This window comes from Streptomyces sp. T39, assembly GCF_008042045.1.
Taxonomy (GTDB): domain Bacteria; phylum Actinomycetota; class Actinomycetes; order Streptomycetales; family Streptomycetaceae; genus Streptomyces.
The window spans coordinates 1-16,827 of sequence record NZ_RDBP01000050.1 but is presented as its reverse complement, the minus strand read 5'-3'; the positions used below and the strand labels follow the sequence as shown (position 1 = coordinate 16,827).

Annotated in this window: 18 protein-coding genes; 11 read left to right on the top strand and 7 right to left on the bottom strand. The window is 75.1% G+C overall.

Going from position 1 to position 16,827, the window contains the following annotated elements:
- Window positions 1–128: 128 nt before the first annotated feature.
- Window positions 129–932, bottom strand: a complete 804-nt coding sequence (locus tag EAO77_RS30435; protein ID WP_147991557.1) for an N-formylglutamate amidohydrolase — start codon at window positions 930–932, stop codon at window positions 129–131.
- A gap of 98 nt (window positions 933–1,030) precedes the next feature.
- Between EAO77_RS30435 and EAO77_RS30430 the strand changes: the two genes are divergently transcribed.
- From EAO77_RS30430 to EAO77_RS30420, 4 genes are all read left to right on the top strand, one after another.
- Window positions 1,031–1,618, top strand: a complete 588-nt coding sequence (locus tag EAO77_RS30430; protein ID WP_147991556.1) for an isochorismatase family protein — start codon at window positions 1,031–1,033, stop codon at window positions 1,616–1,618.
- 140 nt (window positions 1,619–1,758) lie between these two features.
- Window positions 1,759–1,896: a hypothetical protein gene (locus EAO77_RS38980; protein WP_187283484.1), complete on the top strand. Its 138-nt coding sequence runs from the start codon at window positions 1,759–1,761 to the stop codon at window positions 1,894–1,896.
- A 28-nt stretch (window positions 1,897–1,924) separates the two neighbouring features.
- The gene (locus EAO77_RS30425) at window positions 1,925–2,587 is read left to right on the top strand and encodes an SMI1/KNR4 family protein (protein ID WP_147991555.1); all 663 of its coding nucleotides are present in this window, start codon (window positions 1,925–1,927) and stop codon (window positions 2,585–2,587) included.
- 134 nt (window positions 2,588–2,721) lie between these two features.
- Entirely contained in the window at window positions 2,722–4,266 is a 1,545-nt protein-coding gene (locus EAO77_RS30420; protein ID WP_147991554.1) for a hypothetical protein, read from the top strand.
- A gap of 10 nt (window positions 4,267–4,276) precedes the next feature.
- Here the strand turns inward: EAO77_RS30420 and EAO77_RS30415 are convergent, their stop codons facing one another.
- Window positions 4,277–4,474: a DUF397 domain-containing protein gene (locus EAO77_RS30415; RefSeq protein ID WP_147991553.1), complete on the bottom strand. Its 198-nt coding sequence runs from the start codon at window positions 4,472–4,474 to the stop codon at window positions 4,277–4,279.
- Complete coding sequence (locus EAO77_RS30410) at window positions 4,471–5,328, bottom strand: helix-turn-helix domain-containing protein (RefSeq protein ID WP_147991552.1); 858 nt, start codon at window positions 5,326–5,328, stop codon at window positions 4,471–4,473. The genes EAO77_RS30415 and EAO77_RS30410 overlap by 4 nt, the downstream gene beginning before the upstream one ends.
- Window positions 5,329–5,617: 289 nt before the next feature.
- Here EAO77_RS30410 and EAO77_RS30405 point away from each other — a divergent pair, with 289 nt between their 5' ends.
- Complete coding sequence (locus EAO77_RS30405; protein ID WP_261994220.1) at window positions 5,618–6,064, top strand: ATP-binding protein; 447 nt, start codon at window positions 5,618–5,620, stop codon at window positions 6,062–6,064.
- A 42-nt stretch (window positions 6,065–6,106) separates the two neighbouring features.
- On the opposite strand, the gene EAO77_RS30400 is transcribed toward EAO77_RS30405, so the two are convergent.
- On the bottom strand, window positions 6,107–6,640 hold the full coding sequence (locus EAO77_RS30400; RefSeq protein ID WP_147991551.1) for an HAD domain-containing protein: 534 nt from the start codon (window positions 6,638–6,640) through the stop codon (window positions 6,107–6,109).
- 187 nt (window positions 6,641–6,827) lie between these two features.
- On the opposite strand from EAO77_RS30400, the gene EAO77_RS30395 reads away from it, so the two are divergent.
- Complete coding sequence (locus EAO77_RS30395) at window positions 6,828–7,328, top strand: GNAT family N-acetyltransferase (RefSeq protein ID WP_147991550.1); 501 nt, start codon at window positions 6,828–6,830, stop codon at window positions 7,326–7,328.
- Between the two features lie 45 nt (window positions 7,329–7,373).
- Here the strand turns inward: EAO77_RS30395 and EAO77_RS30390 are convergent, their stop codons facing one another.
- Together EAO77_RS30390 and EAO77_RS30385 are read right to left on the bottom strand one after the other, a co-directional pair.
- The gene (locus EAO77_RS30390) at window positions 7,374–8,279 is read right to left on the bottom strand and encodes an ABC transporter permease subunit (RefSeq protein ID WP_147991549.1); all 906 of its coding nucleotides are present in this window, start codon (window positions 8,277–8,279) and stop codon (window positions 7,374–7,376) included.
- A complete protein-coding gene (locus EAO77_RS30385) occupies window positions 8,276–9,223 on the bottom strand; it encodes an ATP-binding cassette domain-containing protein (protein WP_222723718.1) in 948 nt (315 codons plus the stop codon). Before EAO77_RS30385 ends, EAO77_RS30390 begins: the two co-directional genes overlap by 4 nt.
- A 95-nt stretch (window positions 9,224–9,318) precedes the next feature.
- Here EAO77_RS30385 and EAO77_RS30380 point away from each other — a divergent pair, with 95 nt between their 5' ends.
- From EAO77_RS30380 to EAO77_RS30370, 3 genes are all read left to right on the top strand, one after another.
- Window positions 9,319–10,866 (top strand): sensor histidine kinase, encoded by a 1,548-nt coding sequence (locus EAO77_RS30380; protein ID WP_147991548.1) that lies wholly within the window; start codon window positions 9,319–9,321, stop codon window positions 10,864–10,866.
- Complete coding sequence (locus EAO77_RS30375; protein ID WP_147991547.1) at window positions 10,863–11,537, top strand: response regulator; 675 nt, start codon at window positions 10,863–10,865, stop codon at window positions 11,535–11,537. Before EAO77_RS30380 ends, EAO77_RS30375 begins: the two co-directional genes overlap by 4 nt.
- 136 nt (window positions 11,538–11,673) lie before the next feature.
- Window positions 11,674–12,504 carry an SAM-dependent methyltransferase gene (locus tag EAO77_RS30370; protein WP_147991546.1) on the top strand — a complete coding sequence of 277 codons (831 nt, stop codon included), beginning with the start codon at window positions 11,674–11,676 and terminating at the stop codon, window positions 12,502–12,504.
- Window positions 12,505–12,513: 9 nt separating this feature from the next.
- Here EAO77_RS30370 and EAO77_RS30365 read toward each other — a convergent pair whose 3' ends face one another.
- Entirely contained in the window at window positions 12,514–13,254 is a 741-nt protein-coding gene (locus EAO77_RS30365) for an SAM-dependent methyltransferase (RefSeq protein ID WP_147991545.1), read from the bottom strand.
- Between the two features lie 242 nt (window positions 13,255–13,496).
- Between EAO77_RS30365 and EAO77_RS30360 the strand changes: the two genes are divergently transcribed.
- Both EAO77_RS30360 and EAO77_RS30355 read left to right on the top strand, forming a co-directional pair.
- Window positions 13,497–15,206, top strand: a complete 1,710-nt coding sequence (locus EAO77_RS30360; protein WP_147991544.1) for a PucR family transcriptional regulator — start codon at window positions 13,497–13,499, stop codon at window positions 15,204–15,206.
- Window positions 15,207–15,379: 173 nt separating this feature from the next.
- Entirely contained in the window at window positions 15,380–16,711 is a 1,332-nt protein-coding gene (locus tag EAO77_RS30355) for a diaminopimelate decarboxylase (RefSeq protein ID WP_147991694.1), read from the top strand.
- The last annotated feature ends 116 nt before the right edge of the window (window positions 16,712–16,827 follow it).

Here is a 16,827-nt window from a genome sequence, read left to right as displayed (position 1 = left end):
CCGGGTCGGGCGCGTCCGCGGTTCGGAAGCACGCGCGCCGGCACCCGCCCGGCATCGTGCAGGGCGCCCGGCGCCCCCGGGGCCCGCATCCGGGCACCCGCCCGGACCGCCGATCCCGGTGCCCCGGCTCAGTCCCGCGGCCCCGACGCGTCCACCAGCCGGGCCAGGGCGTCGGCGAGCGCCCCGAGGCCCGGGCCCGGGGCGCCACCCGGCTCGGACATGTAGACGTCGCGGCGTATCTCGATCATCAGCGCGGCGACCCGCGGATCCTTCCCGTAGTGCTTCAGCGGCACGTAGGTCCCGGCGAAGGGGCTGTCCGGCTCCGTCCCGCCGAAGTCCGCGAACGCCTCCTGGGCGGCGGCGAGCAGCTCGGGCGGCGTGTGGAAGGCGTCCGTCCCCAGGCAGACCGGCGGCCGGGGGCCCTTGCCGTGCAGTTCGTAGGGGAGCCGGACCGTCGGATACGAGTGCACGTCGAGGACGACCGCGCGCCCGGTGGCCGCGAGCCGAGCGTCCACGGCCTCCTGGAGCGCCTGAGCGTACGGCGTAAAGTAACGGGCGACCAGGGCGCTGCTGTCGAATCCCTCCGGCCGCAGCGCCTCGCCGTGCGTGGTGCGGGTGTAGACCGCGCCCATGCCCACCGCGAGCATCTCCTCCCGCTCGTCGGGGAACCGCTCCGGGTCGACGACCAGCCGCGACAGCCGGTTGACGAAGCGCCAGGGCCGGACCGCCGCATCGGCGGCGGCCCCGGCCGCGATCTCGTCGGTCCAGGCGTCCGTGATGTGGTCCAGTTCCCCGGCGAGGGCGGGCCCGTCCAGCACGATGTCCCGCCGGACGTCCTCGGGCACGGCCCGCGAGGCGTGCGGGACGTGCAGCACGACGGGGGAGTCGGGGGCTCCGGGCAGCAGCCGGAAGGAGGCGGCGGTGTCGGTCATGCCGTCATCCGATCACATGCCACCGACAGCCGGAGGCCCGCGCCTGCGCACCGGAAACCCGGTGGAGCGGCGCCCGCCCCGGCCGACATCATGACGGCATGAGCAACCGTGTACCGCCCGTCGACGCCCTGATCGTCGTGGACGTCCAGTCCGCCTTCGTCACCGGTGCCGGCGCCGTACCCGACGCCGCGCGGCTGGCCGACCGGACGGCGGACCTCCTCGCGCGCGCCCGTGCGGGCGGCGCACTCGTCGTGCACCTCCAGAACGACGGCCCGCCCGGTGCGGAGGACGAGCCGCACACGCCGGGCTGGGAGCTCCATCACCCGGTGGAGGAGGGCCCGGCGGAGACCGTGATCCGCAAGCCCCACGACGACGGCTTCGCCGGGACCGCGCTCGGCGAGCTGCTGAACGGGCACGGGGTGCGGGCGCTCGCCGTGTGCGGGGTGATGTCCGAGATGTGCGTCCAGGCGACCGCCCGTACGGCCCTGGCGCTGGACTACCGGGTCGTCCTGCCGCACGACGCCCACGCCACCCAGGACATCCCGCCCGCGGAGGGCCTCGGCGACCGCGTGCCGGCGGCGGTGGTCTCCCGGGTCGCGGAGTGGGCCCTCGGCAGCGACGCGGAGGTCGTCCCGCGGGCGGCGGACGTGACCTTCAGGGCCCCCGACGGCGAGCCGCGCACCTGAAGACACGTCAGGAGGACGGCCGGCGCCGGAGGGCGGGGAACCGGCCGCTCCGGGCGGACGGGACGGCCCCGGGCCCGTGGCCGCCGCCCCCGGTGCACCCGCCGGGACCCACCGCACGGCGAACGGGTAGCGTGCCGCCCATGACCCCGGCACCCCGGCTCGCCCGCCCCGAACCGGCATCCGCGCCCGTCGGGGACGCGTACGGCGTCCGCCTGCCCCCCGGACTGTGCGGACCGGTGGTCGCGGCACCGTACGACAGTCTCCTGTACGGGAGTTGATCCGCACCCGCGGCACGGGGAGGACGCCATGATGTGGACGGGAGTACGCGAGCGGGTGCTCGCCCTGCGGGACGCGCCACGCTGGCGCCAGGTCTTCGGCGCGGACCGCACGGGCCACGGGTTCGAGCTGCTCCCCGTTCTCACCCCCGGACAGCTCGCGGCGGTGGAGGCGCGCCTCGGTGTCACCCTGCCGCGGGAGTACCGCGCCTTCCTGCTGGAGGTCGGCGCCGGCGGGGCCGGCCCGGACTACGGGCTGTTCCCGCTCCGGCCCCCGGCCCCCGGCGCACCGCCCGCGGACCGGCAGGCGGCGCGGCCGTTCCGCCCCGAACTCACCGCCCTGCTCGACGAACACGCCCGCACCGAGCCCCAGCCCGCCGATCACACCGACGATGACGCCTTCGTCGCCGCGCACGCCGCCTGGCAGGCCCGCGAGGACGCCCTGTACGACGCCCTCGTCGACGGCACCCTCCACCTCGGCGACCGCGGCTGCGCCTACGACAACCTCCTCGTGGTCACCGGCCCCCTGAGCGGCACGGTGTGGGAGGACGTGCGCGCCGTCGGCGAAGGCGTCGTCCCGCTGCGCCTCGACTCCACCCGCGGGCATCTGTCGTTCGCCGGGTGGTACCACCACTGGCTCACCGCCGCGGAACGCACCGCGTGGACCGAGGAGACCGCGACGAGCGCGCAGTAGACGACGTGCTCTGGCGCCGGGAACGTGACCGGGCCCGCGCGGGGAGCGACGCCGTACGACCGACATGCACAGGACGCGTCATGCCGGCGTGCGCGCCGGCCGGCGCCGCAGACGCGAGGGAGAGGGGGCGACGGATGCCACACCGTTCGAGGTTCGACCAGCGTGCGGTCGCGCTGGTCGAACTGCGGGGAACGCGGCTCGAATGCGAGATGTTTGAAGAGGCGCTGGCCGAACGCGGCTGGCCCGTCCTGGAGAAGCGGGGCACCAGTGCATCGGCCACCACCGAGCGCCGCGTCTGGTACACGATCGAGGCACGCTTCCCCGGCAGCCCGCTCAACGCGGTGCGCGGGGCCCGTGAGCGCATCGAGGTCGTCTCGGACGACCTCCAGCTCGACCTCAACGTCGAGGCGGTCGACCGGGTCGTCCGCGACCCCGTCGACAGACTCCACTGGATGGCCTACCGCAGGCCCCCGGTGCACCCCCGCACCGCACCTCTGCCCCGCCTCCGGCGCTGGAGCGAACGCTGGGCCCTCTGGCGTGCCGAGAACATGGGCAGCCAGGACACCGGGCGTCTGATCACGGCGACGTCCGCCTCGGCGGCGCAGCATCTCGCGGCCCGTCCGCTCCCCGGTGCGACACCGCCCCCGGCCCCGGTCGCCGCCCGGCGGTACGCGGGATCGTCACGCCGCCGGCCGACCCGGCTCGGCAACCGCAGGCAGGCGGCGCGGACGTTCGTCTGGTTGTTCGCCTTCATGGTGGCCGCGGTCTGGGCCGGAGCCCGCATCACCGACCGCTGGGCCCAGGGCCCGGGCTCGTGGTGGGGATTCGCCCTCTTCGTCGCCGCGCTGCTCCCGGCGATGGTCGCCGTGGCCCGGCGGAACCTGCCGGAACTCCCCGCCCCCGCTCTCGCGGCAGCCGTCACGGTGCTCGCCGCCTTCGGCCTCGGCATCGGCGCCGACACCGCGAGCGAGGCGCCGGTACGCGGCGAAGGCTCGCAGGTCCTCACCTACGTCATCGCGGGCTTCCTCGTCTTCAACGGGATCCGCCTGCTCGTGCGGCAGTGGACCTGGCAGCGCACGGCACCCTGGCTGCTCCCGGCCCTCCTGCCCGTCTTCTTCGGCCTGGTGCCCACGGCAGGGCTCGGGCTGCACACGTTCTACCTGGAGGCCTTCGGGCTGAACCTGGAGGACGTGTCCGTGCCGAAGGCGTGGCAACTCGTCGTCTCGTTCAAGCTCATGGCGTCGATGAGCCTGTGGCTGGTGGCGCTCTCACTCCTGGGATACATGAAGCACTACCACCGGTTCATCAAGGACCGCTGGCTGGGCACCACGGCACTCGTCGCCGCCACCTTCTACCTCCTGGTCATCGGCACGCTCGACAACGGTGTGCTGCCGGCGGGCCGCGCGGGCGAACAGGCGGTGGCGGCGGCGAAGGCCGGCCGCACCCCCAGCCCCTACTTCGGGATCAAGCCGGAATGGGTGTGCGTCCAGCCCGTCGGCGAACCGGAGAAGATCCCCGTCGACGGCGGTGTCCTCGCGCCGTCCCGCCCGTACGTCAAGGTGGGCGACGCCCAGGGCACGGTCGTCCTCTGGGACGCGGGCGCCGGGAAGGCACTGAAGCTGCCCATGAACCGGCTCCGCATCGTCCCGTTCGACGACCGCCCGCCGACCTGCGGGTGAGGCGCTCCGCTCAGTGCCCGGCCGCGTACCGCACGAAGTCCGCCCAGCCGTGACGCCCCACGGTGAACGGGCGGCGGGCCAGGTCCTTGGAGTCACGGACGTGCACGGCCCGCGCGGTGGCGGCGACCTCGACGCACGCTCCGCCTTCGTTGGAGCTGTGCGAACTCCTGAGCCACGCGAGTGACGACGTGACGTCATCGGCAGTCATGCTTCTCCCAACAACTCCTTGATGGCAGCCAAGGACTCCGGTGGGGTCAGCGCCTGCGCCCTGATGCTGCCGTAGCGTGCCGCCAGGATACGTACCTCATCGGGCTCGGTGACCAACCTGCTGATGTTCTGCACCTCCAGATAGGCCACCTGCGGACGGGACTTGGGAGTGAGGAGAATGAACGGGCCACCCATCCCGGCGTGCTCGTCCCTCCTGGTGGGCATGACCTGAAGCTCCAGACTTCGCAACCGGCCGAGCCTGAGCAGTGTCTCCAACTGCTCCTTGTGGACGACCTCGCCTCCAATCGGCCTGCGCAGGACCGACTCCTCGATGATGCACGTCAGGATGGGGGCGGGCCACCGCGTCAGCAACGCCTGGCGATCGAGGCGGGAGGCGACGCGCTGCTCGATGGTCGCCTCGTCGAGCAGGGGGATGCGCATGGCGAAGAGGGCTCGCGCGTGGGCCTCTGTCTGAAGCAGCCCCGGGACCGCGTGGCTGCCGTACTCGTGGACCTCGACGGCCTCCGCCTCCAGCTTGGCGTAGTCCCGGAACCACGCCGGATGCTTCACCCGCGCCCTGGCGCGGGCGCGCGCCACGTCCTCCTTGGCGGCCGCCAGCAGCCCGCCCGCGCCCAGCAACTCGTCCGCCGCGTCGAGGAACTCCGGCTGCGGCGTCCTGCGTCCGCGTTCCAGTGAGCGGATCAGCTCCTCGCTGTAGCCGAGCCGCTCGCCCAGCTCCCGCTGCGTCAGTCCGGCCCGTTCCCGCAGCAGCCGCAACTGCCGTCCCACGACCCGGAAGAGGTCGGCGGCGTCCTCGGTCTCGTCCTCGCCGTCCGCCGGTCCCGTCAGTTCCATCCCGCAATCGCCCCCGCTCCGCGCAGCCGCCGGTACGCACCCGGCGTGTACCGGACCTGCACAGCAGGTTACGGCGCGCGTGCGCGGCCCCACCGCCTGCCGGGCGGACAACACCCCATCGGGTGGGGCGTGTCGGGGGCGGGCAGGCCAGACGCGCGCCCCCGGGCGAGCAGCTAGCGGGACGCCCGTCACCAGCGGCCGTCCGCACCCGTACCGCGCCCGCATGTACCGGCGAACGTGCTGGTCACAGCGTTGCGGAGCGCACACCCTGAGTCGTGTGAACGTAGAGATGCCGTCCCGGCCCTCCCCTGATTCCCCCTCCGCCGCCGAGCCCGCTCGCGAGAGCCGCCGCTTCACCGTGCTGCTGTCGCCGACCCGGCGCGGTGCCCGCCTGGCGCGGCGACTGACGGAGCGCCGGCTCGCCGACTGGGGCCGCCCCTCGCGGGCCGCCGAGCACGTCGTCGCCGAGCTGGCCGCCAACGCCGTCCGGCACGGCCGGGTGCCCGGACGCGACTTCCGGCTGACCCTGGTGCTGGAGGCGCCGAGGACGCTGCGGATCGAGGTGACCGACCTGCGGGCCGAGCGGCTGCCCGTACCGCCCGCCCAGGACTGCGACGCCGAGAGCGGGCGCGGCCTGCTCATCGTCGACGCCCTCGCGGACGCCTGGGGCGTCGACGTCGGTGCGGAGCCGCCGCCTGCCCGCAAGACCGTGTGGGCGACGCTCCTCCTGGCGTAGCAGGCCGCGGCACGGGTCGCCGGCACCCGCCTCCCGGCCGCGTCAGCGTCGCGCCTGCGGCGGCCGGCCGGCCCCGGGCGCGCCGCGCAGCCACGTCCCGATCGTGGCGTAGTCCGCGTCGGTGAGGCCGGCGCGCGGGTCGACGCGATGGAGCAGGCCGGGTCCCGGGTGGTGCGCCGCCGCCCAGACGCGGTCCGCCGTGGTGATCTCGTCGTCGACCCAGACGAACGGCCGCCCGCCGGCATGCGCGACGATCGCCCGGGTCTTTCCGTGCAGCGCCGTGTGCCGGTCCGGTGTGTCCGGCCAGTCCAGCAGCGGCAGTCGCGGCAGACCGAGGAGCGGCGCGATGCAGTCGTTGGCGTCGTCCGTCCAGGTCGTGGCCCAGACCAGCTCGCACGGGAGGGCGGCGAGGCGGGCCCCGTGCCGGGGGTCGAGCCTGGACAGCAGCGGGTTCCCGCCGAGGTCCGCGCCGGGGTGCCGGAAGCGGGGGTACTCCTGCGGATCGCCGCCGAACGGGATGAGCGGCCCGTCGACATCGAGGAACAACAGGGCGCGGTCGGCGGAAGGACTGGTCATCACGGCACCCCCGGGGCCTCGTTCGGGTCATCCGGTCGCCGGTCGGTGGAGCCGTCGACCGAGGGGACCACCGGGAGGCTACCGGTGCGCTCGCCGGCGTCCGGTGCGGGCCCCGTGCCGGCGGACGGGGCCCGGCGGCTGGGCAAACCGCTTCGCGTCACCGCCTTCCGCTGCGTAGTCTGCGCCGGTGATCACTTCAGGACTCCAGGACCGGGCCGGGCGTCACGTCGCCCTGTGCGAGGTGGACGACGAGAACTGGCGGGCCGTCGCCGATGTCGCCCCGCTGGACGAGCAGCGCCGGTTCGCGCCCGCGCTCGCGGCCCGCTATCTGCTGCTGTCGTCGCGGGAGGGTGTGTGGAACTCCCTTGCCGTCACCGCCGACGGCACGGTGGTCGGCCATGTGATGTGGGCTCGTGACGAGGACGACGGCTCCCACTGGATCGGCGGCATGCTGATCGACGGCCCCGCGCAGGGCGCGGGCGTCGGGCGGGCGGCCGTGCGGACGCTGATGGCCTGGCTGGCCGGACGCGAGGACTGCCGCGTCCTGCGCCTGTCGTACGAGCCCGACAACGCGGCCGCCGGGCACCTCTACACGTCGCTGGGCTTCCGGCCCACGGCGGAGACCGAGGGGGACGAGGTGGTCGTGGAGCTGCCGGCGGCGGCCGTCGCCGTACGGGTGACGGGCTGAGGGCAGTACGGGTGGTGGGCCCCACCCGCGGGGCCCGGCCGGGTGCTACACGTCCCGGCGGTCCGTCACTGCCACCGCGACCAGCACGGCCACCAGCGCCCACACCCCGAACACCGTCCACGCCTCGGTCAGCGACACCGGGTACTTCTGCGGGGCGTGGTCCCGGGCCGGGTTCTCCACCAGGGCGTTCCAGGCGTTGAACGGCATCGCGTTGCCGATCTCCTTGACCCAGCGGTACGTCTCGCCCAGGAACAGCGTCGGCAGCAGCACGAGCACGCCGACCACCGCCGCGACCGACCCGGCCGCATGACGGATCACCGCGCCCAGCGCCAGGCCCACCAGCGCGCACAGCGGGGCCAGCAGGGCGGACGCCGCGACCGCGCGCAGGGCGCCCGGCGAGGTGACGGACAGCCCGTCGTGGTCCCGCAGGATCCACTGGGTGACCCCGAACGAGACGGCTGTCACCGCCGTGCCGAGCACCAGGGTCACGCCCGCCAGGACCGCCGCCTTGGCCGCGACCACCGCCCGCCGGTCCGGGACCGCGGCGAAGGTGGTGCGGATCTGGCCGGTGGTGTACTCGCCGAAGACGGCCATCGCGCCGAGGCTGCCCGCGATCACCATCAGGATCTGCCACGCGGGCGTCGTGAACGCGCTCGTCAGCGGGTCGAAGAGGAACTCCGGCCGTGTATCCTGCTCGAGGCCCGGCGGCGGCGCGGGCATGTCCGACAGCCAACGGACGTTCGACAGGGCCGAGTTCACATTGATGCCGCTCACGAGCAGAGCCCCCGCCCACAGCACCCAGTGGGTGGAGCGCAGCGACCGCAGCGCGATCCACTCGGCGGCCAGCAGATGACGGAAGCGGGGCCGCGGGTCGGCGGGCGCGGTGCGCGGGCCCGCCTTCGCGTCCGTAAGCGGCGTGGTCGTGGCCGGGCCCGTGGTGTGTGCGGTCATCGTGCGTTCCCCGTCCCGTACTCGACCGTACCGGCCGTCAGTTGCATGAACGCCTCCTCCAAGGAGGCGCCCTGCGGCGTGAGTTCGTGCAGCAGCACCCGATGCCGGTGCGCCAGGGCGCCGACCTGGTCCGCGCCGAGGCCCGTCACCGTGCAGGAGCCGTCCGCCTCGGCACGCAGCTCCGCGCCCTCGGCCGTCACCACGGCCGTCAGCGCGGCGGGATCGGGCGTCCGGACGGACACTGTCCGCCGTGCGCCCCGCGCCGAGAACGCGGCCAGGCTCTCCGCAGCGATGAGCTCGCCCCGGCCGATGACGACCAGTTCCTCGGCGGTGTGCTCCATCTCGCGCATCAGATGGCTCGACACCAGCACCGTGCGGCCCTCTGCCGCCAGGCGGGCGAAGAGTCCGCGCACCCACAGCACACCCTCCGGGTCCAGCCCGTTGAGCGGCTCGTCGAAGAGCAGCACGGGCGGGTCGCCGAGGAGGGCCGCCGCGATGCCGAGCCGCTGCTTCATCCCGAGCGAGAAGCCGCCGATGCGCCGACGGGCGGCCGATGCCAGCCCCACCTCCTCCAGGACCTCCGCGACCCGCCGTCCGCCGAGTCCGTTGCCGGCCGCCAGCGCCGACAGGTGCGCCCGGGCGCTGCGGCCGCCGTGCACATCGTGGGCGTCCAGGAGGGCGCCCACGTGGCGCAGGCCCCGGGGGCGGTCGCGGAACGGTCTGCCGTCGACGGTGACCGTCCCTGCCGAGGGGGCGTTCAGGCCGAGGATCAGCCGCAGAGTGGTGGACTTGCCGGCGCCGTTGGGGCCCAGGAAGCCGGTGACCCGGCCCGGGCGGACCGTGAGGCTCAGACCGTTGACGGCCGTCTTCGCCCCGTATTTTTTGGTCAGTTCGTGGATGTCGATCACGGGGAACACCGTGCCGGGGTGGGGGCCGCCGCGCATCGGCCCGCGGGACACGGCACTCGCCGCCGAGGTGGCCCCGGGGTGTACGCCCCGGGGCCGATGCCCGCGGACCTGCGCCTCCCTAGGATCGGCCCATGACCGCCCCGCAGCCGGGCCGCCGGACCGTGAGGGCCTGGCGGCACCGGATACGCACAGCTTCCCCACGTCCCGTCCCGGCCCACCCGGACGGGGCGGCCCGTCCGGACGGGGACGCCTCCGTGCGGTCCACCGGCCGTCCGGACGAGGACGCCTCCGCCGGGCACGCCCCCGCCCGGGCACCCGGAACGGACCGGGGGACGCCCGCCCCGGACGAGGACGCACCCGCGCACGCCCCCGCCCGTGAGACGGGCCCGGACGGGGAGGAGGCCGCCCGGCACGCCGCCGGCGGCGTCGCCCGGTCGGTGGCGGCCTGGTGCACCGCCCTCGCGTACCCCCTGCTGCTCCACACCGCCGTGCTCCACGAGAGCGAGCCGACGGGCATGCGGCTCGTCCTGCCCGCCCTCCTCGCGGTGCTGCCCGTCGCCCTGCTGCGGCGGCGGCCGCTGGTGACCCTCGTACTCGTGCTCGCGGGCGGCTTCGCCGCCACGGTGACCGCGGCATCGGTGCTCGCCGCGGGCCCCGGCCCCGTGGGCCCGCCGCCCGGGACGGCGCAGCGCGGCTGGGAGGGGAACGCCTGGCAGGTTGCCGCCCTCCAGGCGGTGGTGACCGACGCCGCGCTCGCGTACATGGCCGCCACGCGCAGGACGCGGACCGTGGTCGCCGGCGCCTGCGCGGCCCTCACGGTCCAGGTCGCGGCCGCGAGCTACCACCGTTCCGGGTCGGACCGGTTCGTCTCGGCCGTCCTGCTGATCGTCCTCGCCGTGGCCATCGCCTGGATGACCGGGCTGATGATCCGCGAGCGCCGCGAACACGCCCGTACGCTCGGGGAGCAGGCCGCGCGCCAGGCCGTCACCGAGGAACGCCTGCGCATCGCACGGGAGTTGCACGACATGGTCGCGCACAGCATCGGCGTGATCGCCATCCAGGCGGGCGTCGGCCGCCGGGTCGTCGACTCCCGCCCCGCCGCCGCCCGGGACGCGCTCGCCGCCATCGAGACCACGTCCCGCGACACCCTCGCCGGGCTGCGGCGGATGCTCGGCGGACTGCGGCGGGCCGATCCGCAGGAGCGCCCCCGGGACCCGGCGCCCGGGCTCGGCGACCTCGACCGTCTGCTCGGCACGTTCCGGGACGCGGGCCTCGACGTCGGCGTCCGGTGGCGCGGGGAGCGGCGCGCCCTGCCGCCCGACGTCGAGCTCTCCGCGTACCGCATCGTGCAGGAGGCGATCACCAACGTAGCCCGACACGCGGGCACTGCGCGGTGCACCCTGGTCGTCGACTACGGAACGGACCGCCTGGCCGTGGAGGTCACCGACGACGGGTGCGGCTCCCCGGAGGGGCGCGGGCCCCGCGTCGGAAAGGGGCCCCACGGATCGACGGACCGCCTCGACGGCACGGACGGCGCGCCGCACGCCGGCGGCGGGTACGGCATCACCGGGATGCGCGAACGCGCGGCCCTGCTGGACGGCCGTCTGACGGCCGGCCCCCGTCCCGAGGGCGGCTTCCGCGTCGCCGCCTGGCTGCCGCTGCCGGAGGGCACCCGATGACCGCGCCGTCCGAGGTGCGCGTCCTGCTCGTCGACGACCAGCCGCTGGTCCGTGCCGGACTGCGCGTCCTCGTCGACACCACCGACGACCTGGTGTGCGTGGGGGAGGCCGGCGACGGCGACGAGGCGGTCCGCATGGCGGGGGAGACACGTCCGGACGTCGTCGTGATGGACATCAGGATGCCCGGCACGGACGGCATCGAGGCCACCCGGCGCATCACCGGCGCCCCCGGTGGCGCCCGTGTCCTCGTCCTCACCACCTTCGACGACGACGAGTACGTCTACGGCTCCCTGCGCGCCGGGGCCGCCGGGTTCCTCGTCAAGGACATGGACCTGGACGCCATCCTGACCGCGATCCGCGTGGTCGCCGCCGGCGACGGCCTGATCGCGCCCGGTGTGACCCGCCGCCTGATCGCGGAGTTCGCCGCCCGTCCCGAGACCTCGCGGCACGGGAAGGGCACGAGCGGCGAGGGCGTCACCGAGCGGGAACGGGAGGTGCTCACGCTCGTCGGCCGCGGCCTGTCCAACGCCGAGATCGCCGCGGCCCTGTTCATCAGCCCGGCCACCGCCAAGGCCCACGTCGGCCGCCTGTTCACCAAACTGTCCGCCCGCGACCGGGTCCACCTCGTCATCACCGCCTACGAGTGGGGCCTGGTGGCGCCCCCGCGCTGAGACGGCAAGCCCCGGCCCGGCACGGGCGAACCCCCCTTCGCGGAAAGCCTGTTGGTTGCCCGTACGCCACCCTGCTGCAAGGATCATGCCCGGCCGGCGCGAGGGTGTCGTGCCGGCGGACTCAAGGAGCGTGAACATGACCGGGACCGAGGCGCACCGTGACGCGTTAGCCACGTCGGGACGGATCGACACCAGCAGGCCCCACCCGGCCCGCGTGTACGACTGGTACCTCGGCGGCAAGGACAACTACCCCGTCGACGAGGCCCTCGCTCGGCAGATCATGAGCCTCGACGGCACCGCCCAGCACGTCGCCCGGACCAACCGCTGGTTCATGCAGCGTGTCACCCGCTGGCTCGCGCGCGAGGCGGGCATACGCCAGTACCTGGACATCGGCACCGGCATACCCACCGAGCCCAACCTGCACCAGATCGCGCAGTCCGTCGCCCCCGCGGCCCGGGTCGTCTACACCGACAACGACCCGATCGTGCTCACCCACGCCGAGGCGCTGCTGCGCAGCACACCGGAAGGCGCCACGGACTACGTCCAGGCCGATGTGCGCGATCCGGCCCGCATCCTGGAACAGGCCCGCAAGACGGTCGACTTCGACCGGCCGCTCGCCCTGTCCCTGGTCGCGCTCACCCACTTCCTCGGTGACGACGACCGCCCGTACGAGCTGGTGTCCGCGCTCGTGGACGCCCTGCCCCCGGGAAGCTTCCTGGTGCTGTCGCAGCTGACGGCGGACCTGGACCCGACGGCGGTGCTGCGCGGCGTCCAGATGTACTCCGCGTCCGGAGTGACCCTCGCGCCGAGGACGCACGCCGAGGTGTCGCGGTTCTTCGACGGGCTGGAGCTCGTCGATCCGGGAGTCGTCACGGTGACCGAGTGGCACCCGGAACTCGGGGTCGACGAGATCGCCGACCCCGACGCGGTGATCTCGCTCTACGGGGCGGTGGCCCGCAAGGCGTAGCCGTTCCGTTCAGGCCGGTGACGGCCGCAGCACCAGACAGACGAAGCCCCAGGCGTCGCGGTACACCCGCAGCCACCCGTCGCGGTGGCCGGCCGCGACCGCGAGCGCCTGGGCGGCGTCGGGCTCCTGGGCGTGGTCCAGCGCCCACGAGGTCAGCGCCCCCGTCCAGGCCCACTCGTAGGCGTCGAGTTCCTGCCGGGTGCTGATGTGACCGTGGACGGGCGCCCAGCCGTCGGCGGTGACCAGGTCCACCGTCTCCGCCAGACCGGCGAGCTCGCCCAGCATCTCCACGGCCTCGGGGGAGGGGTCGCCCGCCCAGTGGCTCTCGCCGACGAGGACCCGCCCGCCGGGCGCGAGATGCCGCCGCGCCGCCGCGAGCGTGGCCGGCAGACCGCCGAAGGCATGCGTGGCGCCGACGCAGATCACCAGGTCGTAGGTGTGCGGGGCGGCGAACCGGGCCGCGTCCCCGTGATGGAGGGTCAGGCGCTCCCCGACGCCTCGTTCGTCCGCGCTCCGCCGGGCGTGCGCGAGCGCGCCCGCGGACACGTCGACGCCCGTGGCCCGCAGTCCCGGATACGCGGCCAGCGCCCGCAGCAGCCACTCCCCTCCGCCGCAGCCGAGATCGAGCACGCGCGCGCCGTCGCCCGGCGGAACGGCGTGCGCCAGGATCCGCCGCACCGCGTCGTCGCCGACCGGCGCGGCGATCGGATGGTCGGTGTGGGCGAGGCGGGAGATCTCTTCACGGTCCATCCGCCGCAGCCTGACAGGCCCCCGCCCGGGCCCGCACACGGATTTCGACGCCGTCCCGCGCCGGACCCCCGGCGGGGCGGTGGTGCGGCCGCTCGTCGGGCCCGCCCGGGCGCTTCGTGCAGGCGCGAGGCCGTCCCGGGACGCGCGGCCACGGCGCCCGCCGGGTGCGCTGCCCCGGAGGTGAGCCGGCGTTCCTATGCTGGCGGGATGGACGCACCCACCGGCCGCCGTGCCGGTCCCGCATGAGCGGCGGAGCGGACGGGGGTGCCCCGCAGGACGCGGTCACCCTGCGGCAGGTGCTCGCGTACGACGAGGACGGCATCGTGCGGCTGGTTCTCGCCCCGGCCGGGCAGGACACCGCGCTGGTCGGGGTGATCATCGGGGACGAGGACGCCACCCGGTCGTACGACGGTCGGATCGTGCTGGTGACAGGCGTCTCGGCGGAGTCCGCGGACGCGACGGCCGCGGCCGTGCGGGAGGCGGCGGGGCGGGGCGCGGGGGCGGTCGTGGTCCGCGGGCGCGGGGACGGGACGCCGGACGGCGACGTCGTCGCCGCCGCGCGCGCGTCGGGCGTCGCGCTGCTGGCCCGGGCCGGCTGGGCGGACTGGTCCGACACGATCGAGATGCTGCGCGCGGCGTTCGCGTTCGCGGCGGTGGGCACCGGGGACCGTCTCGCCGGGGACGTCGCGGGCGGCGGACTCCCGGGCCTCGCCGCGGTCGTCGCCCGCTCCTGCCAGGCGTCGATCACCGTCGAGGACACCCGTTTCCGGGTCCTCGCCCACTCCGCGACCAGCCCCGAAGCGGATCCCCTGCGGCAGTCGACGATCCTCGGCGGCAGGGTCCCGGACTGGCGGGTGGCGGAACTGCGGCGCAGCGGGCTGCTGAAGGCACTGTGGACCTCGCGGGACGTCATCCACCGCGCCGCGGACGGCACCGACCCCGAACGCCTGGTCGTCGCCGTCCGCAGCGGCGGCGAGATCCTCGGCTCGATCTGGGCGGCGGCCGACGGCCGCAGTTTCTCGCCCGACGCCCGCGAGGTCCTGCGCCGCGCCGCCGAGGTGGCCGTGCCCCACCTGCTCCAGCACCGCCTGCGGGTGAGCGGCAACCGGCGCCGCGAGGAGCACGCGCTGCGCGAACTGCTGCGCGGCGGCGGGGACCGCCGTGCGCACGTCTGGTCCCTCGGGCTCGCCCCGGAGCTGCCCTGCGTCGTCCTGGTCGCCGAACGGGACCGCAGCACCGCCCCGGTGCCCGAACGCGGCCTCCAGGCACTCGCGTTGCAGGCGGCCGCCCACCGGCCCGCCGTGCGCGTACTGCGCGAGAGCCATCGGCTCACCGTGCTGCTGCCGGTGCCCGACGGGGACGGGCGGGAGGCCGTGACCCTGGCCCGGGAGCTCGACTCGCTCGCCGCCGCCGTGCCGGACGCCCCCGCCGTCTGGATCGGGGCGGGCCGGCTGGTCGGCTCACCGCTGGAAGCCGCCGACTCCCGCGAGGAGGCCGTGCTGGTCGTCCGCGCCCTGCGGGAGCGCGAGGCGCGCCGGGCGCGCGGGGCCGCGCCGGGGCTGCCCGGCGCATCCGGCGCGGCAGGGGAGGCGGAGCGGCCCGTGCGGCACGCCGGCCCCGACGACGTGGCGCCCACCGTGGCCGTGCTGCGGGTGCTCGACGCGGTCCGCCCGCTGTGGCAACGCCAGGGCGGGCCGGTCCACGCCATGGTCGAGGCCGACCTCGCGGCGGGAGGGGAGCTCGTCCGCTCGCTCACCGCCTATCTCGACGCGGCCGGCGACGTCCCGCGCGCCGCGCGGAGCCTCGTCCTGCACCCCAACACCCTGCGGTACCGGCTGCGACGCGTACGGGAGCGCTTCGGTGTGGACCTCGACGACCCCGACACCCGGCTGCTGGTGACCCTGGCGGTACGCCTCGCCACGAGCGCTCGCGGCACGGGTGAGGTGATATGACACCTTTCGGTACGGTCCTGTGCCGCACGGACAAGCAATCGCCGGACCTTTGTCCTGTGCCACGAAGACGGCGGCGGCGCCTGCGGAGCACGCTCGTGCCATCCGACCCGCGCGACGAAAGCAGGCATGTGACTTCGCACAGTGAGATCCCCGAGAACCCGTCCCCGACCGCCCTGCCCGCCGAGGACACGTCGACCGCCGCCGGGCGCGCGGCCCGGGTCCTGCGCCACGCCCTCGACGAGGGACTGCTCACCCCCGGGGAGCCCGTCGCCGGCTTCCTCGACACCGACGGGATCCGGGCGTCGGTCCGGGCCCTGCACACCGCGTTCGCCCCGGTCCCCGACGTCCTGCACACCTTCGCCGTGAAGGCGTCCTCGCTCGTGCCGGTGCTGCGGCTGCTCACCGGCCTGGGAATGGGCTGCGAGGTGGCGAGCCCCGGCGAACTGCGGCTCGCGCTCGACGCCGGCTGCGACCCGTCACGCATCGTCCTCGACTCACCGGCCAAGACCCGGGAGGAGATCGCCGAGGCGCTCGCCCTCGGCGTCGCCCTGAACGCCGACAACCTCGACGAACTCGACCGCATCGGCGCCGTCCGCCCGGACGGCTGCGCCTCCGTCGTCGGACTGCGGGTCAATCCGCAGGTGGGCGGCGGGTCGATCGGCGCGATGAGCACGGCGACGGAGACGTCCAAATTCGGGGTGGCGCTGCGCGACGAGGGCGGTCGCGAGGCCGTGCACCGCGCCTTCGCCCAGCGGCCGTGGCTGACCCGGCTGCACGCCCATGTGGGCTCACAGGGCTGCCCGTTGGAGCTCATCGCGGAGGGCGTCGCCGAGACGTACCGGCTCGCCGAGGAGATCAACGAGCGCCTCGGCCGGCGGCAGGTCACCAGCCTCGACATCGGGGGCGGCCTGCCGGTCAACTTCGCCGACGACGCCGTGCGCCCCACCTACGACGACTACACCGCCGCCCTGCGGGCCGCCGTGCCGGATCTGTTCGACGGAGGATACGGCCTGGTCACCGAGTTCGGCCGGTCGCTGCTGGCCAAGAACGGGTTCATCGCGGCCCGCGTCGAGTACGCCAAGCAGGCGGGGGGCCGCCGGATCGCCGTGACCCACGCGGGGGCGCAGACCGCGACCCGTACCGTGCTGATGCCCCGTGCCTGGCCCCTTCGCGTCGGCGCCTTCGACGCCCGGGGGCGCCCCAAGTCCGGCCCCGACGTCGCCCAGGACATCGCCGGGCCCTGCTGCTTCGCGGGGGACGTCGTCGCCGAGGCGCGGCCGCTGCCCGCCCTCGTCGAGGGCGACCATGTGGTGCTGTACGACACGGGCGCCTACTACTTCTCCACCCCCTGGGCGTACAACAGCCTGCCCCGCCCCGCGGTGCACGGCTACGTCCTCGACGGCGAGACGGTGCGCTGCGCACCCGTCCGGGACGCGCAGACCCTCGACGAGATCGCCGCGGAGAGCGGGGCGCGGCACGCCGACGGCCTGCACACCCTGCGCTGAACGTCCCCTGCGGGAGCTCTGCCCCGGCCGACCTCCGGCGCGCCCGGGTTCCGGGGTGCGTCSGGGGKCGGCCGGGGCAGAGCTCCCGCAGGGGACGTTCAGCGCAGGGTGTGCAG

What these genes read in the sequence shown, in the direction of transcription:
- EAO77_RS30435 (WP_147991557.1), bottom strand. Translation starts at nt 932, where the DNA reads ATGACCGACACCGCCGCCTCCTTCCGGCTGCTGCCCGGAGCCCCCGAC.
- EAO77_RS30430 (WP_147991556.1), top strand. Translation starts at nt 1,031, where the DNA reads ATGAGCAACCGTGTACCGCCCGTCGACGCCCTGATCGTCGTGGACGTC.
- EAO77_RS38980 (WP_187283484.1), top strand. Translation starts at nt 1,759, where the DNA reads ATGACCCCGGCACCCCGGCTCGCCCGCCCCGAACCGGCATCCGCGCCC.
- EAO77_RS30425 (WP_147991555.1), top strand. Translation starts at nt 1,925, where the DNA reads ATGATGTGGACGGGAGTACGCGAGCGGGTGCTCGCCCTGCGGGACGCG.
- EAO77_RS30420 (WP_147991554.1), top strand. Translation starts at nt 2,722, where the DNA reads ATGCCACACCGTTCGAGGTTCGACCAGCGTGCGGTCGCGCTGGTCGAA.
- EAO77_RS30415 (WP_147991553.1), bottom strand. Translation starts at nt 4,474, where the DNA reads ATGACTGCCGATGACGTCACGTCGTCACTCGCGTGGCTCAGGAGTTCG.
- EAO77_RS30410 (WP_147991552.1), bottom strand. Translation starts at nt 5,328, where the DNA reads ATGGAACTGACGGGACCGGCGGACGGCGAGGACGAGACCGAGGACGCC.
- EAO77_RS30405 (WP_261994220.1), top strand. Translation starts at nt 5,618, where the DNA reads ATGCCGTCCCGGCCCTCCCCTGATTCCCCCTCCGCCGCCGAGCCCGCT.
- EAO77_RS30400 (WP_147991551.1), bottom strand. Translation starts at nt 6,640, where the DNA reads ATGACCAGTCCTTCCGCCGACCGCGCCCTGTTGTTCCTCGATGTCGAC.
- EAO77_RS30390 (WP_147991549.1), bottom strand. Translation starts at nt 8,279, where the DNA reads ATGACCGCACACACCACGGGCCCGGCCACGACCACGCCGCTTACGGAC.
- EAO77_RS30385 (WP_222723718.1), bottom strand. Translation starts at nt 9,223, where the DNA reads ATGCGCGGCGGCCCCCACCCCGGCACGGTGTTCCCCGTGATCGACATC.
- EAO77_RS30380 (WP_147991548.1), top strand. Translation starts at nt 9,319, where the DNA reads ATGACCGCCCCGCAGCCGGGCCGCCGGACCGTGAGGGCCTGGCGGCAC.
- EAO77_RS30375 (WP_147991547.1), top strand. Translation starts at nt 10,863, where the DNA reads ATGACCGCGCCGTCCGAGGTGCGCGTCCTGCTCGTCGACGACCAGCCG.
- EAO77_RS30370 (WP_147991546.1), top strand. Translation starts at nt 11,674, where the DNA reads ATGACCGGGACCGAGGCGCACCGTGACGCGTTAGCCACGTCGGGACGG.
- EAO77_RS30365 (WP_147991545.1), bottom strand. Translation starts at nt 13,254, where the DNA reads ATGGACCGTGAAGAGATCTCCCGCCTCGCCCACACCGACCATCCGATC.
- EAO77_RS30360 (WP_147991544.1), top strand. Translation starts at nt 13,497, where the DNA reads ATGAGCGGCGGAGCGGACGGGGGTGCCCCGCAGGACGCGGTCACCCTG.